Origin of the sequence: Propionispora vibrioides (genome assembly GCF_900110485.1) — a bacterium.
Taxonomy (GTDB): Bacteria; Bacillota; Negativicutes; order Propionisporales; family Propionisporaceae; genus Propionispora; species Propionispora vibrioides.
On sequence record NZ_FODY01000014.1, the window covers coordinates 52,258 to 64,366 of the forward strand.

The following is a 12,109-nucleotide window of genomic DNA, read 5'->3' on the forward strand; positions in this document are numbered from 1 at the left end:
AGGAGTGAAACAGAATGAAAACGTTATTTGATCAGACCCGTATCGGCAACATCCGGTTAAAAAACAGGCTGATCCGTTCGGCAACAGGAGAGACGCTGGCTAAAGAAGGACATCTGTCTGCAGAACTCTTAGAAGTTTATGAAGAGTTAGCCAGGGGAGGAGTGGGAACCATTATCACCAGTTTTGCCTATGTTGTTGAATCGGAACAGCCTTTTCCTGGAATGCTGGGAATCTATAACGATTCTTTCATTGAAGAGTATAAACGGCTGACTGATATGGTCCATCGCTATGAAACCAATATTATTCTTCAGATGGTACATTGTGGTTCCTATAGGATGAAAGAAGCGGGTGGACAGGAAGTCTGGGGGCCCAGTGCCGTAGAAAATCTGCAGACTCATATTCAGCCTGGAGAGATGACAGTAGAGAATATCCTTGCCTTGCAGAAAGCGTTTGCCACTGCGGCGGCCAGAGCGAAGCAGGCAGGCTTTGACGGCGTTCAGATTCATGCTGCCCATGGCTTTTTATTGAACCAATTTCTGTCGCCTTACTATAATCGCAGAACGGATGAGTACGGTGGCACAATTGAAAATAGGTCGAGAATGATTTTGGAAACGTATTCGGCTGTTCGCGAAGCAGTTGGTGATAGGTATCCTGTGCTTATTAAACTCAATAATTCGGATGGCATGGAGCAGGGAATGACTATTGAAGATTCCAAATATGTGTGCCGGAGACTGGCAGAAGCGCGAATCGACGCCATTGAAATCAGCGGAGCATGGCACCAGTTTACAGCCCGCCAGGATTCCTATTTTAAGGAAACTGCTGCAGAAATAGCCGTGGAAAATAACATCCCGGTCATAGTAGTTGGCGGCAACCGTGATTATCAGGCAATGACGGAAATCCTTAACCAAACGGCCATCAAGTATTTTTCATTTTCCCGCCCCTTTATAGCAGAACCAGGGCTGGTCAACCGGTGGCAGCGGGGGATGTCAGCAGGGCAAAGTGTATCAGCTGTAATAGCTGCGCCAATTTAAACGGTGGATTAACCTGTATCCTCAACCGGTAAGAGAATTCTCACTCGGAAAAGAAAAGTTGAGGGAGTTTGGTTATCTTGATAACCCGGCGTGATTATCCCGGACAGCTTGAAGGCGAGACCGGAAATAGCTTCTGGTCTCGCCTTTTCTTCTTATTATGTAAGTATACGAAGTAGTTTCTTAAGAGAGTCTTTCCCTGATTTAGGACCCATGACTGAATAAGGAAGAAAGATGTTCGTCTATTTAACCGCCGGCTTGTTGGCGGCGCCCCATTGACTCATAAGTTCCAGAACAGGGATGAGCGTTTCTCCCTTGGTTGTTAGAGAGTATTCCACCTTAGGCGGGATTTGAGGATATTCTTTTCGGTTAATCAGGCTTTCTTCCTCCAGCTCCTTTAACTGCTGGCTCAGCATTTTATGAGTAATCGGTGGGATGCTGCGTTTGATTTCACCATAACGCTGGACGCCGTTTTGAAAGAGTTTGTATAAGAGAAGCCATTTCCATTTACTGCTGATAATAGATAAGGTATAAGTAATAGAACAGGTGCAGGTTTCTGTTGACCACTTTTTCATATATACTCTCCTTTTGGGTAGTAACTATCTTAAAAGTACATACTTCTCATTTCTTTTCTTTATTATACAATTATAGCAGAGTTTCTTATAAAAAAGAAAGGCAGGTATGCTATGAAAAAGGTGATTGCAGTCAATGGGAGTCCCCGCAAGCAGGGAAATACGGCGGTTTTACTGGAAAAGGCATTGGAGGGGGCCAGAGCAAGCGGTGCCGAAACCGAACTGATTCATCTGTATGATTTGCATTTTACAGGCTGTAGAAGCTGTTTTGCCTGCAAGCTGAAAGGCGGCAAAAGTTATGGCAAATGTGCTGTTGCTGATGATTTGCAGCCTGTTTCAGGCAGAATCGAAGAGGCCGATGCCTTAATTCTGGGATCGCCGATCTATCTGGGAACGGCAACGGGAGAAATGAGGTCGTTTATGGAGCGGTTGATTTTTCCGTATTTAGTTTATGATGAAGCCGGTACATCCTTGTTTCCGAAAAAGGTTGACCTAGGTTTTATTTACACGATGAATGTTTCTGAACAAGTTATGAAAGAATGGGGCTATGATCAATATTTTTCCTTCAATGAAAAAATGGCCGGTCGTATATTCGGCAGGGTCGAATCGCTTTACGTTACCGATACGTACCAGTTCTCCGACTATTCCAAATATGAATCGTCCAGATTTGATGCCGCGCACAAGCTCAAACGGCATCAGGAAGTATTTCCTATAGACTGTGAGAGTGCTTTTCAGATGGGAATCCGGCTGACCGGGGGAGACGGTGACAATGGCGCTGATTGAGGTCCGACCAGACTTATGCGTACAATGCGGCATTTGCTGCGAGGTATGTCCGATCAAAGTATTAAAAATGGAGGAAAATAAAGGCCCTATAGCGGTCAATCCGGAATTTTGCAATAGTTGTGGTCACTGCGTAGCTGTTTGTCCGACCAAAGCGCTGAATCATGAACGGGCGCCGCTGACAAAGCAAACGGAGATTCATAGTAGTACAAAAATTTCGGCGGAACAGGCAGCACTTTTTTTGCGTTCCCGGCGCTCCAGTCGGCGCTACAAACAGGAAGCTGTACCCCATGAGCAGTTGGCAAAGCTGGTGGATATGGCCCGCTTTGCTCCGACGGCAAGCAATAGCCAGAATATATCCTATATGGTTATTGAACAGCGGCAAATTTTGCGGGAGGTGGTGGAACTGACGGTGCAATGGATGGAAGCGAAGGTTGCTACACCGCCGTTTCACAAGAGTATGCCGCTCCATATACAGGCTTGGCGACAAGGGAAAGAGGACACGGTCCTGCGTAATGCACCGCATTTGATACTGGCCATGGCGCCGAAAGGTTTTGCCAGGGGACGGGAAAATACCATTTCCGCTCTTTCCTACTTAGAACTTTTTGCCCCTGCTTTGGGCTTGGGTTCTTGCTGGGCTGGAATTTTGGAAATGTGTATCTTTGATGGCTATGCTCCGTTGCTTGCCTTATTTCCGGTCCCGGAGGGAAACGTAATTACAGGCGCTGTTATGGCCGGCTACCCGCAATATACATTTAGACGCCTGCCGGACAGGGACCCGTTATCAGTCATTTATGTCTAATGTAAAAATATATAAACTCAGGAAATTTATGATTTGATAAACAAACTATTCACAGGATTGTGCTGCTGTTTGGATATATTTTAATAGAATATCTCCCGGCATAAAACAAATACTACATTTAAGGAACCACTAATTTAATGAGCCTGCCGGCATGGCGAGAGATTTTTTATCTGTCAGGGAAGTAAAAACAGCAGGAATAGCTGGACTATTTCAAGGTTTTTGCTGACTCAGTCAGACGGAAAAAGATTCGCCAGGACGTGCCGTGCGAATAAATTAGTGGTTCCCCAAGCTTCCTAAACTATAATTGGAGGTGGATGTATATGGGAAAAGTTATGTCGGAAGAAACGAAATATAAATTAGCGCACGATCTCGGGTTTGGTGAAAAGGTCGAAGACCATGACTGGTCGGATGTAACCACCGGCGAAGTCGGTTCGATGGTCAGAGAAGCAATCAAACGCGGTGAGCAGGCAATCGCAGAAGAAGCGAAAGCCAATGGCGAAATTCATCAGAATGTAAAATAAATGAAAGATGTCTTGGAGCTTGTATTGAGCTTCAAGACATCTTTTTTATTATGAATAGAATATTATGCTGTTGAGGTAGTTTATTTACCTTTTGGGTGGCACACTTATCATCCCTGTGGTACCATGCATTATTAATTGACTAGCTTCGCCAGTTAATTCACTGCACTTGTTACTTCGAAGCCTTTACAACAATGCCTTTATCATCAAATTCTACTGTAGTGCCAGCTTCATAAGCCTTAATACTGACTGCTGACAGAATACCGCCTAGTGACAGCAGCTTGGTATTTTTGTTTAATGTGCCCTTGAGTACTTCGCCTTTCTCATTTAGCATAATTGCTTTACCACCCTTGAATTCAACAAGTCCCGAGCAAGCCGAGTTATCTGTATAGTTTTCCGTTAAAATTTGTAGCCAGCCGACAGGCCGCAGATAGGAATCATTGGACAAATTACACATGGCTACCATCCCATTTTTATGAAAACTTATCTCGCCGTTAGATACAAGTATATGATTTGTTTGATTTAGGGTGATACTCTGATTAGAACCATTTATTGTACCATGAATAACTTCACCCTTATCATTGAATGTAACTTTTGTGCCACCCTTAAAGGAAAGAACTCTGTATGTTGGTTCCTGCGTTGTATAGGAGTAAAAATAAAATGGAACAGGCGTGTATGCTGTCCTGGCAGCATCCTGAGCTGTCCCGGTTTCATATGGCAAGCTTATATCTTCAGCTAATGTACCTTCAAAGACCTCACCATACTCGTTAAGCGTAACAGCGGTTCCTTGCTTAAACTTAGGGATATTAGACCATGTTGCCACTATAACCCCAGCCGGCGTTATTCTTGTATCCTCCGTTAAAGTTCTGGTATATAGCGCCGCTTCAACACTTGCAATATAACTGAAAAGTAAAAATGCGCTAAGTATAACCCCGGTTAATACTTTTAGTAAATCTTTCTTCATATAAATCCCTCCATCATTTTGTACCATAAATTCCCATTCGCTATAACCCGCATTATCCCTTCCGTCTTATGCCATTTTTTATATAATGGCAAAGGTATAAGCCCCTTACTATTAATCACAGGAACTCATTGGAATCCTACCGCATTGGTCGGATAATAAGCACCGGCGAAGTCGGTTCGCTAGTCAGAGAAAGGGTTAAATGCGGTGAGCAGGCGATAGCAAAAGCAGCGAAAGCCAATGGAGCAGTCCAGCAGAATGCAAAATAAAGTAGAACCCGAAAGTTTAAATTTGGACTTTCGGGTTCTACTTTATTTTCAGGCATTGAAAGTGTGGCATGATTTTTTTAATACGGTATTGAATATTTAATTAGTTGAACGCTAGCTAGATATTAAATCTTGGTATATTACTTTACAATACTTCTTTACGTGCAACAAAAACTTTCCTAGCAACTCCAATCGCATTTAAAATCCGCGGAAATCCTGTATAAGGGATGCATTGCATAAAAACTTCAATAATTTTATTTGGCGTAATTCCTACGTTTAGTGCCCCATTGATATGTACCTCCAACTGATTCTCACAACCGCCTTGGGTTAATAAGCTTGATAAGGTAACAATTTCCCGTTCCTGGAGGTTTAATTCTTCCCGGCTATATATATCACCAAAAGCAAATTCGACAATGTATCTGCCTAAATCGGGTGCAATATCCTTAAGAGCGTTAATTACATTTTCTCCGGCTGTACCATCTACCTCTCCTAGCTTTTGTAATCCCCGTTCAAATCGACTTAATTCCATTGTTGTGACCTCCTGTATTTAGTATAATTGAATTGTAAATATTAAAGTATACTTTAAGTCAAGAGGATTTTTTCAATGAATTATTCAATAGGACAATTTTCAAAGCTGATCAATCTTAGTGCACCCACACTTCGCTACTACGAGCAGGAACAATTGATTGTTGTCAAGCGAGATTCTGGTAAACGGCGGTATTATACGACAGAAGATATTGACTGGATTTTGTTTATCAAAAAGCTAAAAGATACCGGTATGCCCATAAAAGATATTAGAGAGTACGCTGTACTGCGCTATCAAGGCGATTCGACCACTAGACGAAGATTAGAAATACTCGAAACCCACAAAATGAAGGTTATGCGGGAAAAGGCCCAATGGGATAATAACCTGAGAAATCTGGAAGAAAAAATTAAGATATATCAACACAAATTAGACAATAATGAGTCATAATAACGAGATTGGGTAATGTAAATCCGGTTGGTATCGACTATAATAGAGAATTTTATATAATCGTACTGACGATGGCATGATATTGCAAAAGAAGCGAAACCCAATGGAGTAGTTCATCAAAATGCAGAATAAAAGAAGATGGCCTGAAGTGATGTTGCTTCAGGCCATCTTTCTTTATTATAATAGACAATGGGTATGATAAGATGATAAGTTACCTATTAAGTAGTATTAGAGCAATGTGTATCGAGTGTTGTAATAAAGAAGAAAAAGCAAAAAGGTTATAGTGTCATCTCAGCGATATCATCTTAGTTATGAATATTTTTTACGAACTGTTTGGATTTATTTGGCGATTTGGACTATTTCAATATAATGTATAATGTAAATAGTTCAATCCATTTTTAAACGCACGAATTTGAAAATCACTTCTAGGTTTGTTGAATAAAAAATAAAAATGGTGTATTGTAATTATTTGCTAGTATCATTTTTAATAAGTATTTTTAACTTATTTAGAAGGTTTTAGAAAGGAGAGGATTTTATGAATCATCCTGCACTAGTTATTTTCGATATGGATGGATTAATGTTTGATACGGAAAATATTTCGCATGAAACATGGATTGAAACATCTGAAAAATTTGGTTTTTCTATGGATCGAGCTATTACTGATCGGTTTATAGGAACGACAGGAAAGAATGTAATGCGTATTATGGCTGAGATTTATGGCCTGGAAGTTCCACTCACGGAATGGAGAGCGTATCAGCAGGCTTTAAAAGCAGCAAAGGTCGATTGTAATATATCGAAAGAAAGTTTTAAAAAAAGAGGGCTGTATTCATTACTAAAGTATTTAAAATTGAATAATATTACAGCCTGCGTAGCTTCTTGTAGTGAAGCGTATAAAGTCAGTAAACTTTTGCAAGACACTGGAACATTAGAATACTTTGATTTTTGGATTGCAGGGGATGAAGTTGTTTGTGGAAAGCCGGAACCTGAAATATTTCAAAAGGCCTGTAAGAAAGCAGGTATTCTCCCGGAGCAAGCGTTGGTTCTTGAAGATTCTTTATCCGGGATTAGAGCCGCACATCTGGCGGGGATTCCTGCATTTTTTATTCCGGACCGTATTGAGACAAACGATGAAATAAAAGCTAAAGCAGTCAAAATATTTGATAATTTAGAAGAAGTTAAATGTTATCTTAGTACTTTAAAAAGCGATATTAATTGACATAAATTCTATATATTATTTGAAAAAGGTTGTAGATAGACAGTCTATCTACAACCTTTTTTTATTATCTGGAAACCATCTCTAAAATCTATATGAGTGTTAAAGGACGAACGAACCCAATGTACATGAATTTATGCTCTATTTTTCTATTATGCTTACTGGCGGAATGTTAGTAATCCATGATAGTTAATAATTCCGGAAAATGTTTTCTTTCCTCCGGAGTCAGTTTTCTTTCTGTAATCATTAAATCAAAGGCAGAGAAAGAGGCATACCGATAGAGGCTTTCCGTAAAAAATTTATCGGTATTAGCCATTAGGATCGTTTTTTTGGCGCTTGTGATTACGGCTTGTTTTATTTCGAGTTCACGGTAAGAGTGGATGGATGGGCCATCAGCATGAAAACCGCTGCAGGAAAGGAAGGCGACATCAATTTTAATTTGTTTGATGGCTTGTAAAACCCAATTGCCAACATAAGAAAAGCTCCTTTTGCGCAATTCGCCACCGGCAATCAAAACCTGATTTGTCGAAGTTGACAATACCTGGGGAATTACCGCCGAGTTAGAAACGATTATCAAATCGTTTCGTAAATTTAGTATTTTGGCCAACTGGAGGGCCGTCGTGCCCGAATCGAGAAATACGACGCCGTTTTGAGGAACTTGTGTTGCTGCTCTCTGGGCGATGTGAATTTTAGCATCCAGGCATTCTCTTTCTTTCAAGGCAAATTCGTTTTCCAGGTAGGAGCTGGCAGCTGTAACTGTTCCATGTCCTTTGTTTAAAATGTTATTTTCATGTAGATAGGCAAGATCCTTACGGATGGTTTCGGTCGACACGTTGAACTTCTCAGCCAGTTCAATAACGGTTACGGAACCGTTATTAATGACATAGTTGACAATATTGTTCCTACGTTCATTATTAATTGGCTTTGCCAAGTTAACATCTCCTAATTATTGTTTTATCAAAATTATATATAATTTTAAGATTTTAAGTCAAGTAAAAGAAGAAAAATGATTAAGTTTTATAATTGACAACAATCAAATCAAGATATATAATTTGTTTATAGTTGGTTTTAAGACTAAAAAACAATAATTTAAGTTGTAATCAAAGTTATTGCGGGCGTTGAACTGCTTGCCGGCAGCGAACAATGTTAGATGTCAGGTTCCTGCCTTTAAGATCTTTTGCAATACCTACATAAAAGGGGGAAGATCGCTATTCTTACTCAGATTTAATTTTACATGGTAAAAATAGCGAAATTTATAAATCAACTGGAGGGATTCTAATGCAGTTTGGTGTTGACACATTTATCTGGACGGAGGTATTTACCAAAAAGGATTTATGGATTATCAAAAAAGCGGAGGAACTGGGATTTGAGGCCATCGACTTTGCCATTGCTCATCCGGAAACATTTCCCATTCAGGAAGTAAAAAGTGAATTAGCCAAGACGAAACTAAAGGCTGTAACCAGCACAACATTAAATGAAAAAAACAGCCTTATTGCCGATGAGCCGGCCATCCGGGCAAAAGGAATTGAATCGTTGAAAAAATTGGTAGATATCAATTTGGAATTAGGCTCGGACATTCTTGGCGGTGTGAATTATGCCGGATGGGGTTGCTTAACCGGAAAACCAAAAACAGAAAAAGAATGGGACCATTCAGTGAGCAGTATGCGTATCGTAGCTGAATACGCATTGCAGAAACACCCAAATTTGAAAATTTGTGTTGAGCCGGTGAATCGTTTTGAGACTCATTTCATCAATACGGCAGAAGAGGGAGTACGTTACTGCAAAGCTGTAGGAACAAGCAATATGGGGGTTCATTTGGATTGCTTCCATATGATTCGGGAAGAAACCAGTTATACGGAAGCTGTTAAAACCTGTGGCAAAGAATTCCTTGGATATGTACATGTTTGTGAGAATAACCGAGGCATACCGGGAACCGGATTGGTTCCCTGGAAAGAGTTTTTTACTGCTCTTAATGAAATCGGCTATACAGGACCCTGTGTAATTGAGTCGTTTGATCCCAGTTTTGAAGAATTGAACGGTCAATGCGCTATTTGGAGAAAGTTTGCCGATACAGGCGAAGAGTTGGCTGTAAAAGGGTTAGCTAACCTGAAGAAAATTGTTCAGGAACTATAAATAAAAACTAGGAGGAAGTTAGCTATGCTAGTAAACATGCAAGAAATTTTAAAAGATGCAGAGGAGAAAAAATATGCGATTGGCTGCATTAACACACCGAATGTAGAAGCAATCCGGGCTATCATTGGTGCAGCGGAGGAACTGAATGTTCCCATTATTATTGATCACGCAGAAGTGCATGATCCGTTAATTCCCATTGAAAGTATTGGGCCTAAAATGGTGGAGTATGCCAAACTGGCTAAAGTACCGGTGTGTGTACACCTGGATCATGGTACTGATTACAATTTCATTATGAGAGCGATTCGCTGCGGTTTCTCTTCGATCATGTACGATTGCAGTGCCCTGCCGTTTGAAGAGAATGTGGAAAAATTGCAAGTCTTTACTAGAGTTGCCCATAACCTGGGTTTAACGGTGGAAGCCGAACTGGGGATCATGTCCAGTACGGAAGAAGATTCCCATGGCGGTAAGCCGTTAACGCGGGAAGATATTCGTAAAAGCTTTACCGATCCGAAGCAGGCCGCTGAATTTGCCGCAAGAACCGGAGTAGATGCACTGGCTGTATGTTTTGGGACGATGCACGGCATTTACGCAGAGGAACCTCAATTGGATATTGACCGGGTAAAGGCTATTCGGGCGGCGATGCCTAAAGACTGCCGCGTAGTCATGCACGGCGGCAGTGGTGTCGATGCTGATCAGGTACGGGCGGCGATTAGTGCCGGCTGCTCCAAAATTAATTACTATTCCTATATGGCGAAAGCAACCAGCAGACACATTTACCAAAAGTTAAATGCAGTAAATGGCAATGCTTTCTATCATGAAATTCAGGAAGAAGCTTACCATTTTATGAAAACGTATATAAAAGATGTGCTGACCGTATTTAAAAACGGGAAATAGCAGACAGGAGAATTTATATATGAGTCAGGTTAGTTTAGCAGAAGTCTTAGTTAAGGAGGCTGTTATACTGGATGCCGGCCATATCAGAAATAAACAAATGGCATTTCATTGTCTAGCCAGTAAGTTTCAACAAGCCGGTGTAATAAAAAATGCTGATCAATATATTGAATCTCTGGAAGAACGGGAGAATAGCGGATCGACCTTTATGGGAAATTTGATTGCTTTGCCCCATGGCAGGAGTGAGACGGTGATAAAGCCGGCAGTCGGTTTTATCAGATGCAAGGAACCTTTCCGGTATCGATCTTTTGATGAGGAAGGTGATGTGCGGTATGTTTTTATGCTGGCGGTTTCTGCGGGAGAAGAAGGCTCTAATGAACATTTGCGTGTGTTAGCTTCTTTGGCGCGGTTGCTGGCCCATCAGGAGTTCATTAGAAAGCTGGACCAGGTAAAAACGTATGAAGAAATGCTTGCAGGCGTGAGAGCATGCCAGCAGGAGATGGAAGGCTAAACCTGTGGCGGGAGTGTGGTGGCTGTACAGGGTACCGCCAGCAACTTCCCGCCGGTTGGGGCCAGGGTAATGCCTGCCAGGTACGCAAAGCAGCAAGGGAGGAAAAACAGTGAAGGTGATTGGTGTTACTTCCTGTGCGACAGGTGTTGCGCATACATATATGGCGGCGGAGGCCATCAAGAAAATATGTAAGGAACGAGGCTTCGAATGCAAAGTCGAGTGCCAGGGTGCGTTAGGTATTGAAAATAGGCTGTCAACCAGCGATATTGCAGCAGCCGATCTGATTGTATTTGCCAACGATGTGAGGGTCAATAAGGCGGAACGCTTTGACGCCTATAAAGACAAAATTTTTAAATGTACACCGCATCAAGTGGTTCAGAATCCAGCGATTATTTTTGATAAGGACGGGGAGGAATAAGGGTTATGAGGGAAAGAGTGCGGGAGATACAAGAAGCTCTATTGTCCGGTGTATCGTATATGCTGCCCTTTGTTATTTCGGGCGGAATTTTGATTGCCCTGGGATTTGCCCTGGGCGGCTATAATATTCCCACGTCGGTTAAGGAGTTTGGCAGCTTTGCCTCTACGCTGTTTTGGGTGGGAAAAAAGGCCTTTGCTTTGATGACTCCGGTGCTGGGGGCATATGTTGCTTATTCCATAGCTGACAAGCCAGGTATATGTGCCGGTATGGTTGGCGGGTTTTTAGCCGACTATCTGGGAGCCGGATTTTTAGGGGCGTTAATTGCCGGTATTTTTGCCGGTTATCTGGTCAATGAACTGAAAAAGATCCCGCTGCCTGCTTCGTTGCGCTCCTTGCTGCCTACGTTAATCATTCCTTTGTTGAGCGTTTCGATTATGGGTGTATTTATGGTATACATCCTTGGTGGGCCTATTGCGACTTTAAACCAGGTTTTGCAGAGTTTTCTCAAAAGTCTGCAGGGCGGTGGATTAATCATTCTGGGAATTATCCAGGGCTGCATGTTGGCCTTTGATATGGGCGGTCCATGCAACAAGGTTGCCTATGCTTTTGCCCTTGCGGCGGCGGAAGCGGGTAACTGGGCGCCCATGTCGGCTAACTTTATTGCTTCCATGGTTCCGCCGCTGGGACTTGCGATTGCTTGTCTGGCGGCAAAACAGAAATTTACAGACAATGAGAGGGCGGCTGTGCCTGGCCTATTTGCCGGTGCCTTTGGCATGATTACCGAGTTTGCCATTCCGTTTGCCGCAGCTGATCCCTTGCGTGTGATTCCTTCGTTGATGGCAGGTTCAGCCGTGGGCGCCACCTTATCTTATTTGTTTGGACTGACTATGAATGCACCCCATGGTGGATTGTTTGTATTCTTTTTATCCAATAATATTCTGCTGTTTTTAGTCGCTTTGCTTTGCGGCGGATTCGTTACGGCAGCGTGCTTGTCAGTTCTCAAAAAAACACAGGTGGCAGAATCAGTATAATTTATTAAACCG

15 protein-coding genes are annotated in these 12,109 nt (G+C 42.0%); 11 read left to right on the top strand and 4 right to left on the bottom strand.

Annotated features, from left to right (window positions below; translation table 11 throughout):
- The first annotated feature begins 14 nt into the window (after positions 1-14).
- Complete coding sequence (locus tag BMW43_RS12015; RefSeq protein WP_177173580.1) at positions 15-1,031, top strand: NADH:flavin oxidoreductase; 1,017 nt, start codon at positions 15-17, stop codon at positions 1,029-1,031.
- Positions 1,032-1,270: 239 nt separating this feature from the next.
- On the opposite strand, the gene BMW43_RS12020 is transcribed toward BMW43_RS12015, so the two are convergent.
- On the bottom strand, positions 1,271-1,603 hold the full coding sequence (locus tag BMW43_RS12020) for a winged helix-turn-helix transcriptional regulator (RefSeq protein WP_091747663.1): 333 nt from the start codon (positions 1,601-1,603) through the stop codon (positions 1,271-1,273).
- A gap of 111 nt (positions 1,604-1,714) precedes the next feature.
- Here BMW43_RS12020 and BMW43_RS12025 point away from each other — a divergent pair, with 111 nt between their 5' ends.
- The 3 genes from BMW43_RS12025 (at position 1,715) to BMW43_RS12035 (ending at position 3,703) form a co-directional block, all read left to right on the top strand.
- Positions 1,715-2,383, top strand: a complete 669-nt coding sequence (locus BMW43_RS12025) for a flavodoxin family protein (protein ID WP_091747668.1) — start codon at positions 1,715-1,717, stop codon at positions 2,381-2,383.
- Positions 2,370-3,182 carry a nitroreductase family protein gene (locus tag BMW43_RS12030; protein WP_091747671.1) on the top strand — a complete coding sequence of 271 codons (813 nt, stop codon included), beginning with the start codon at positions 2,370-2,372 and terminating at the stop codon, positions 3,180-3,182. The genes BMW43_RS12025 and BMW43_RS12030 overlap by 14 nt, the downstream gene beginning before the upstream one ends.
- Before the next feature lie 314 nt (positions 3,183-3,496).
- A complete protein-coding gene (locus BMW43_RS12035) occupies positions 3,497-3,703 on the top strand; it encodes a small, acid-soluble spore protein, alpha/beta type (RefSeq protein WP_245732416.1) in 207 nt (68 codons plus the stop codon).
- A 169-nt stretch (positions 3,704-3,872) separates the two neighbouring features.
- On the opposite strand, the gene BMW43_RS12040 is transcribed toward BMW43_RS12035, so the two are convergent.
- Together BMW43_RS12040 and BMW43_RS12045 are read right to left on the bottom strand one after the other, a co-directional pair.
- The gene (locus tag BMW43_RS12040) at positions 3,873-4,664 is read right to left on the bottom strand and encodes a hypothetical protein (protein WP_091747677.1); all 792 of its coding nucleotides are present in this window, start codon (positions 4,662-4,664) and stop codon (positions 3,873-3,875) included.
- A 408-nt stretch (positions 4,665-5,072) separates the two neighbouring features.
- A complete protein-coding gene (locus BMW43_RS12045; protein ID WP_091747680.1) occupies positions 5,073-5,456 on the bottom strand; it encodes a carboxymuconolactone decarboxylase family protein in 384 nt (127 codons plus the stop codon).
- A 75-nt stretch (positions 5,457-5,531) separates the two neighbouring features.
- Here BMW43_RS12045 and BMW43_RS12050 point away from each other — a divergent pair, with 75 nt between their 5' ends.
- Both BMW43_RS12050 and BMW43_RS12055 read left to right on the top strand, forming a co-directional pair.
- Entirely contained in the window at positions 5,532-5,900 is a 369-nt protein-coding gene (locus BMW43_RS12050) for a MerR family transcriptional regulator (protein ID WP_091747682.1), read from the top strand.
- A gap of 535 nt (positions 5,901-6,435) precedes the next feature.
- Positions 6,436-7,116, top strand: coding sequence for an HAD family hydrolase (locus BMW43_RS12055; protein WP_091747685.1), 681 nt, complete (start codon positions 6,436-6,438; stop codon positions 7,114-7,116).
- A gap of 169 nt (positions 7,117-7,285) precedes the next feature.
- Here BMW43_RS12055 and BMW43_RS12060 read toward each other — a convergent pair whose 3' ends face one another.
- On the bottom strand, positions 7,286-8,044 hold the full coding sequence (locus tag BMW43_RS12060) for a DeoR/GlpR family DNA-binding transcription regulator (RefSeq protein WP_091747688.1): 759 nt from the start codon (positions 8,042-8,044) through the stop codon (positions 7,286-7,288).
- A gap of 347 nt (positions 8,045-8,391) precedes the next feature.
- On the opposite strand from BMW43_RS12060, the gene BMW43_RS12065 reads away from it, so the two are divergent.
- From BMW43_RS12065 to BMW43_RS12085, 5 genes are all read left to right on the top strand, one after another.
- Positions 8,392-9,246: a sugar phosphate isomerase/epimerase family protein gene (locus tag BMW43_RS12065; protein ID WP_091747691.1), complete on the top strand. Its 855-nt coding sequence runs from the start codon at positions 8,392-8,394 to the stop codon at positions 9,244-9,246.
- Between the two features lie 24 nt (positions 9,247-9,270).
- On the top strand, positions 9,271-10,140 hold the full coding sequence (locus BMW43_RS12070; protein ID WP_091747693.1) for a class II fructose-bisphosphate aldolase: 870 nt from the start codon (positions 9,271-9,273) through the stop codon (positions 10,138-10,140).
- Between the two features lie 19 nt (positions 10,141-10,159).
- The gene (locus BMW43_RS12075; protein WP_091747695.1) at positions 10,160-10,648 is read left to right on the top strand and encodes a PTS sugar transporter subunit IIA; all 489 of its coding nucleotides are present in this window, start codon (positions 10,160-10,162) and stop codon (positions 10,646-10,648) included.
- A gap of 109 nt (positions 10,649-10,757) precedes the next feature.
- Positions 10,758-11,066, top strand: a complete 309-nt coding sequence (locus BMW43_RS12080) for a PTS fructose transporter subunit IIB (protein ID WP_091747698.1) — start codon at positions 10,758-10,760, stop codon at positions 11,064-11,066.
- 5 nt (positions 11,067-11,071) lie between these two features.
- A complete protein-coding gene (locus BMW43_RS12085) occupies positions 11,072-12,097 on the top strand; it encodes a PTS fructose transporter subunit IIC (protein WP_091747701.1) in 1,026 nt (341 codons plus the stop codon).
- The last annotated feature ends 12 nt before the right edge of the window (positions 12,098-12,109 follow it).

Excerpts from the sequence above, each read along its gene's own strand:
- BMW43_RS12015 (WP_177173580.1), top strand. The coding sequence starts at position 15 with ATGAAAACGTTATTTGATCAGACCCGTATCGGCAACATCCGGTTAAAA.
- BMW43_RS12020 (WP_091747663.1), bottom strand. The coding sequence starts at position 1,603 with ATGAAAAAGTGGTCAACAGAAACCTGCACCTGTTCTATTACTTATACC.
- BMW43_RS12025 (WP_091747668.1), top strand. The coding sequence starts at position 1,715 with ATGAAAAAGGTGATTGCAGTCAATGGGAGTCCCCGCAAGCAGGGAAAT.
- BMW43_RS12030 (WP_091747671.1), top strand. The coding sequence starts at position 2,370 with ATGGCGCTGATTGAGGTCCGACCAGACTTATGCGTACAATGCGGCATT.
- BMW43_RS12035 (WP_245732416.1), top strand. The coding sequence starts at position 3,497 with ATGTATATGGGAAAAGTTATGTCGGAAGAAACGAAATATAAATTAGCG.
- BMW43_RS12040 (WP_091747677.1), bottom strand. The coding sequence starts at position 4,664 with ATGAAGAAAGATTTACTAAAAGTATTAACCGGGGTTATACTTAGCGCA.
- BMW43_RS12045 (WP_091747680.1), bottom strand. The coding sequence starts at position 5,456 with ATGGAATTAAGTCGATTTGAACGGGGATTACAAAAGCTAGGAGAGGTA.
- BMW43_RS12050 (WP_091747682.1), top strand. The coding sequence starts at position 5,532 with ATGAATTATTCAATAGGACAATTTTCAAAGCTGATCAATCTTAGTGCA.
- BMW43_RS12055 (WP_091747685.1), top strand. The coding sequence starts at position 6,436 with ATGAATCATCCTGCACTAGTTATTTTCGATATGGATGGATTAATGTTT.
- BMW43_RS12065 (WP_091747691.1), top strand. The coding sequence starts at position 8,392 with ATGCAGTTTGGTGTTGACACATTTATCTGGACGGAGGTATTTACCAAA.
- BMW43_RS12070 (WP_091747693.1), top strand. The coding sequence starts at position 9,271 with ATGCTAGTAAACATGCAAGAAATTTTAAAAGATGCAGAGGAGAAAAAA.
- BMW43_RS12075 (WP_091747695.1), top strand. The coding sequence starts at position 10,160 with ATGAGTCAGGTTAGTTTAGCAGAAGTCTTAGTTAAGGAGGCTGTTATA.
- BMW43_RS12085 (WP_091747701.1), top strand. The coding sequence starts at position 11,072 with ATGAGGGAAAGAGTGCGGGAGATACAAGAAGCTCTATTGTCCGGTGTA.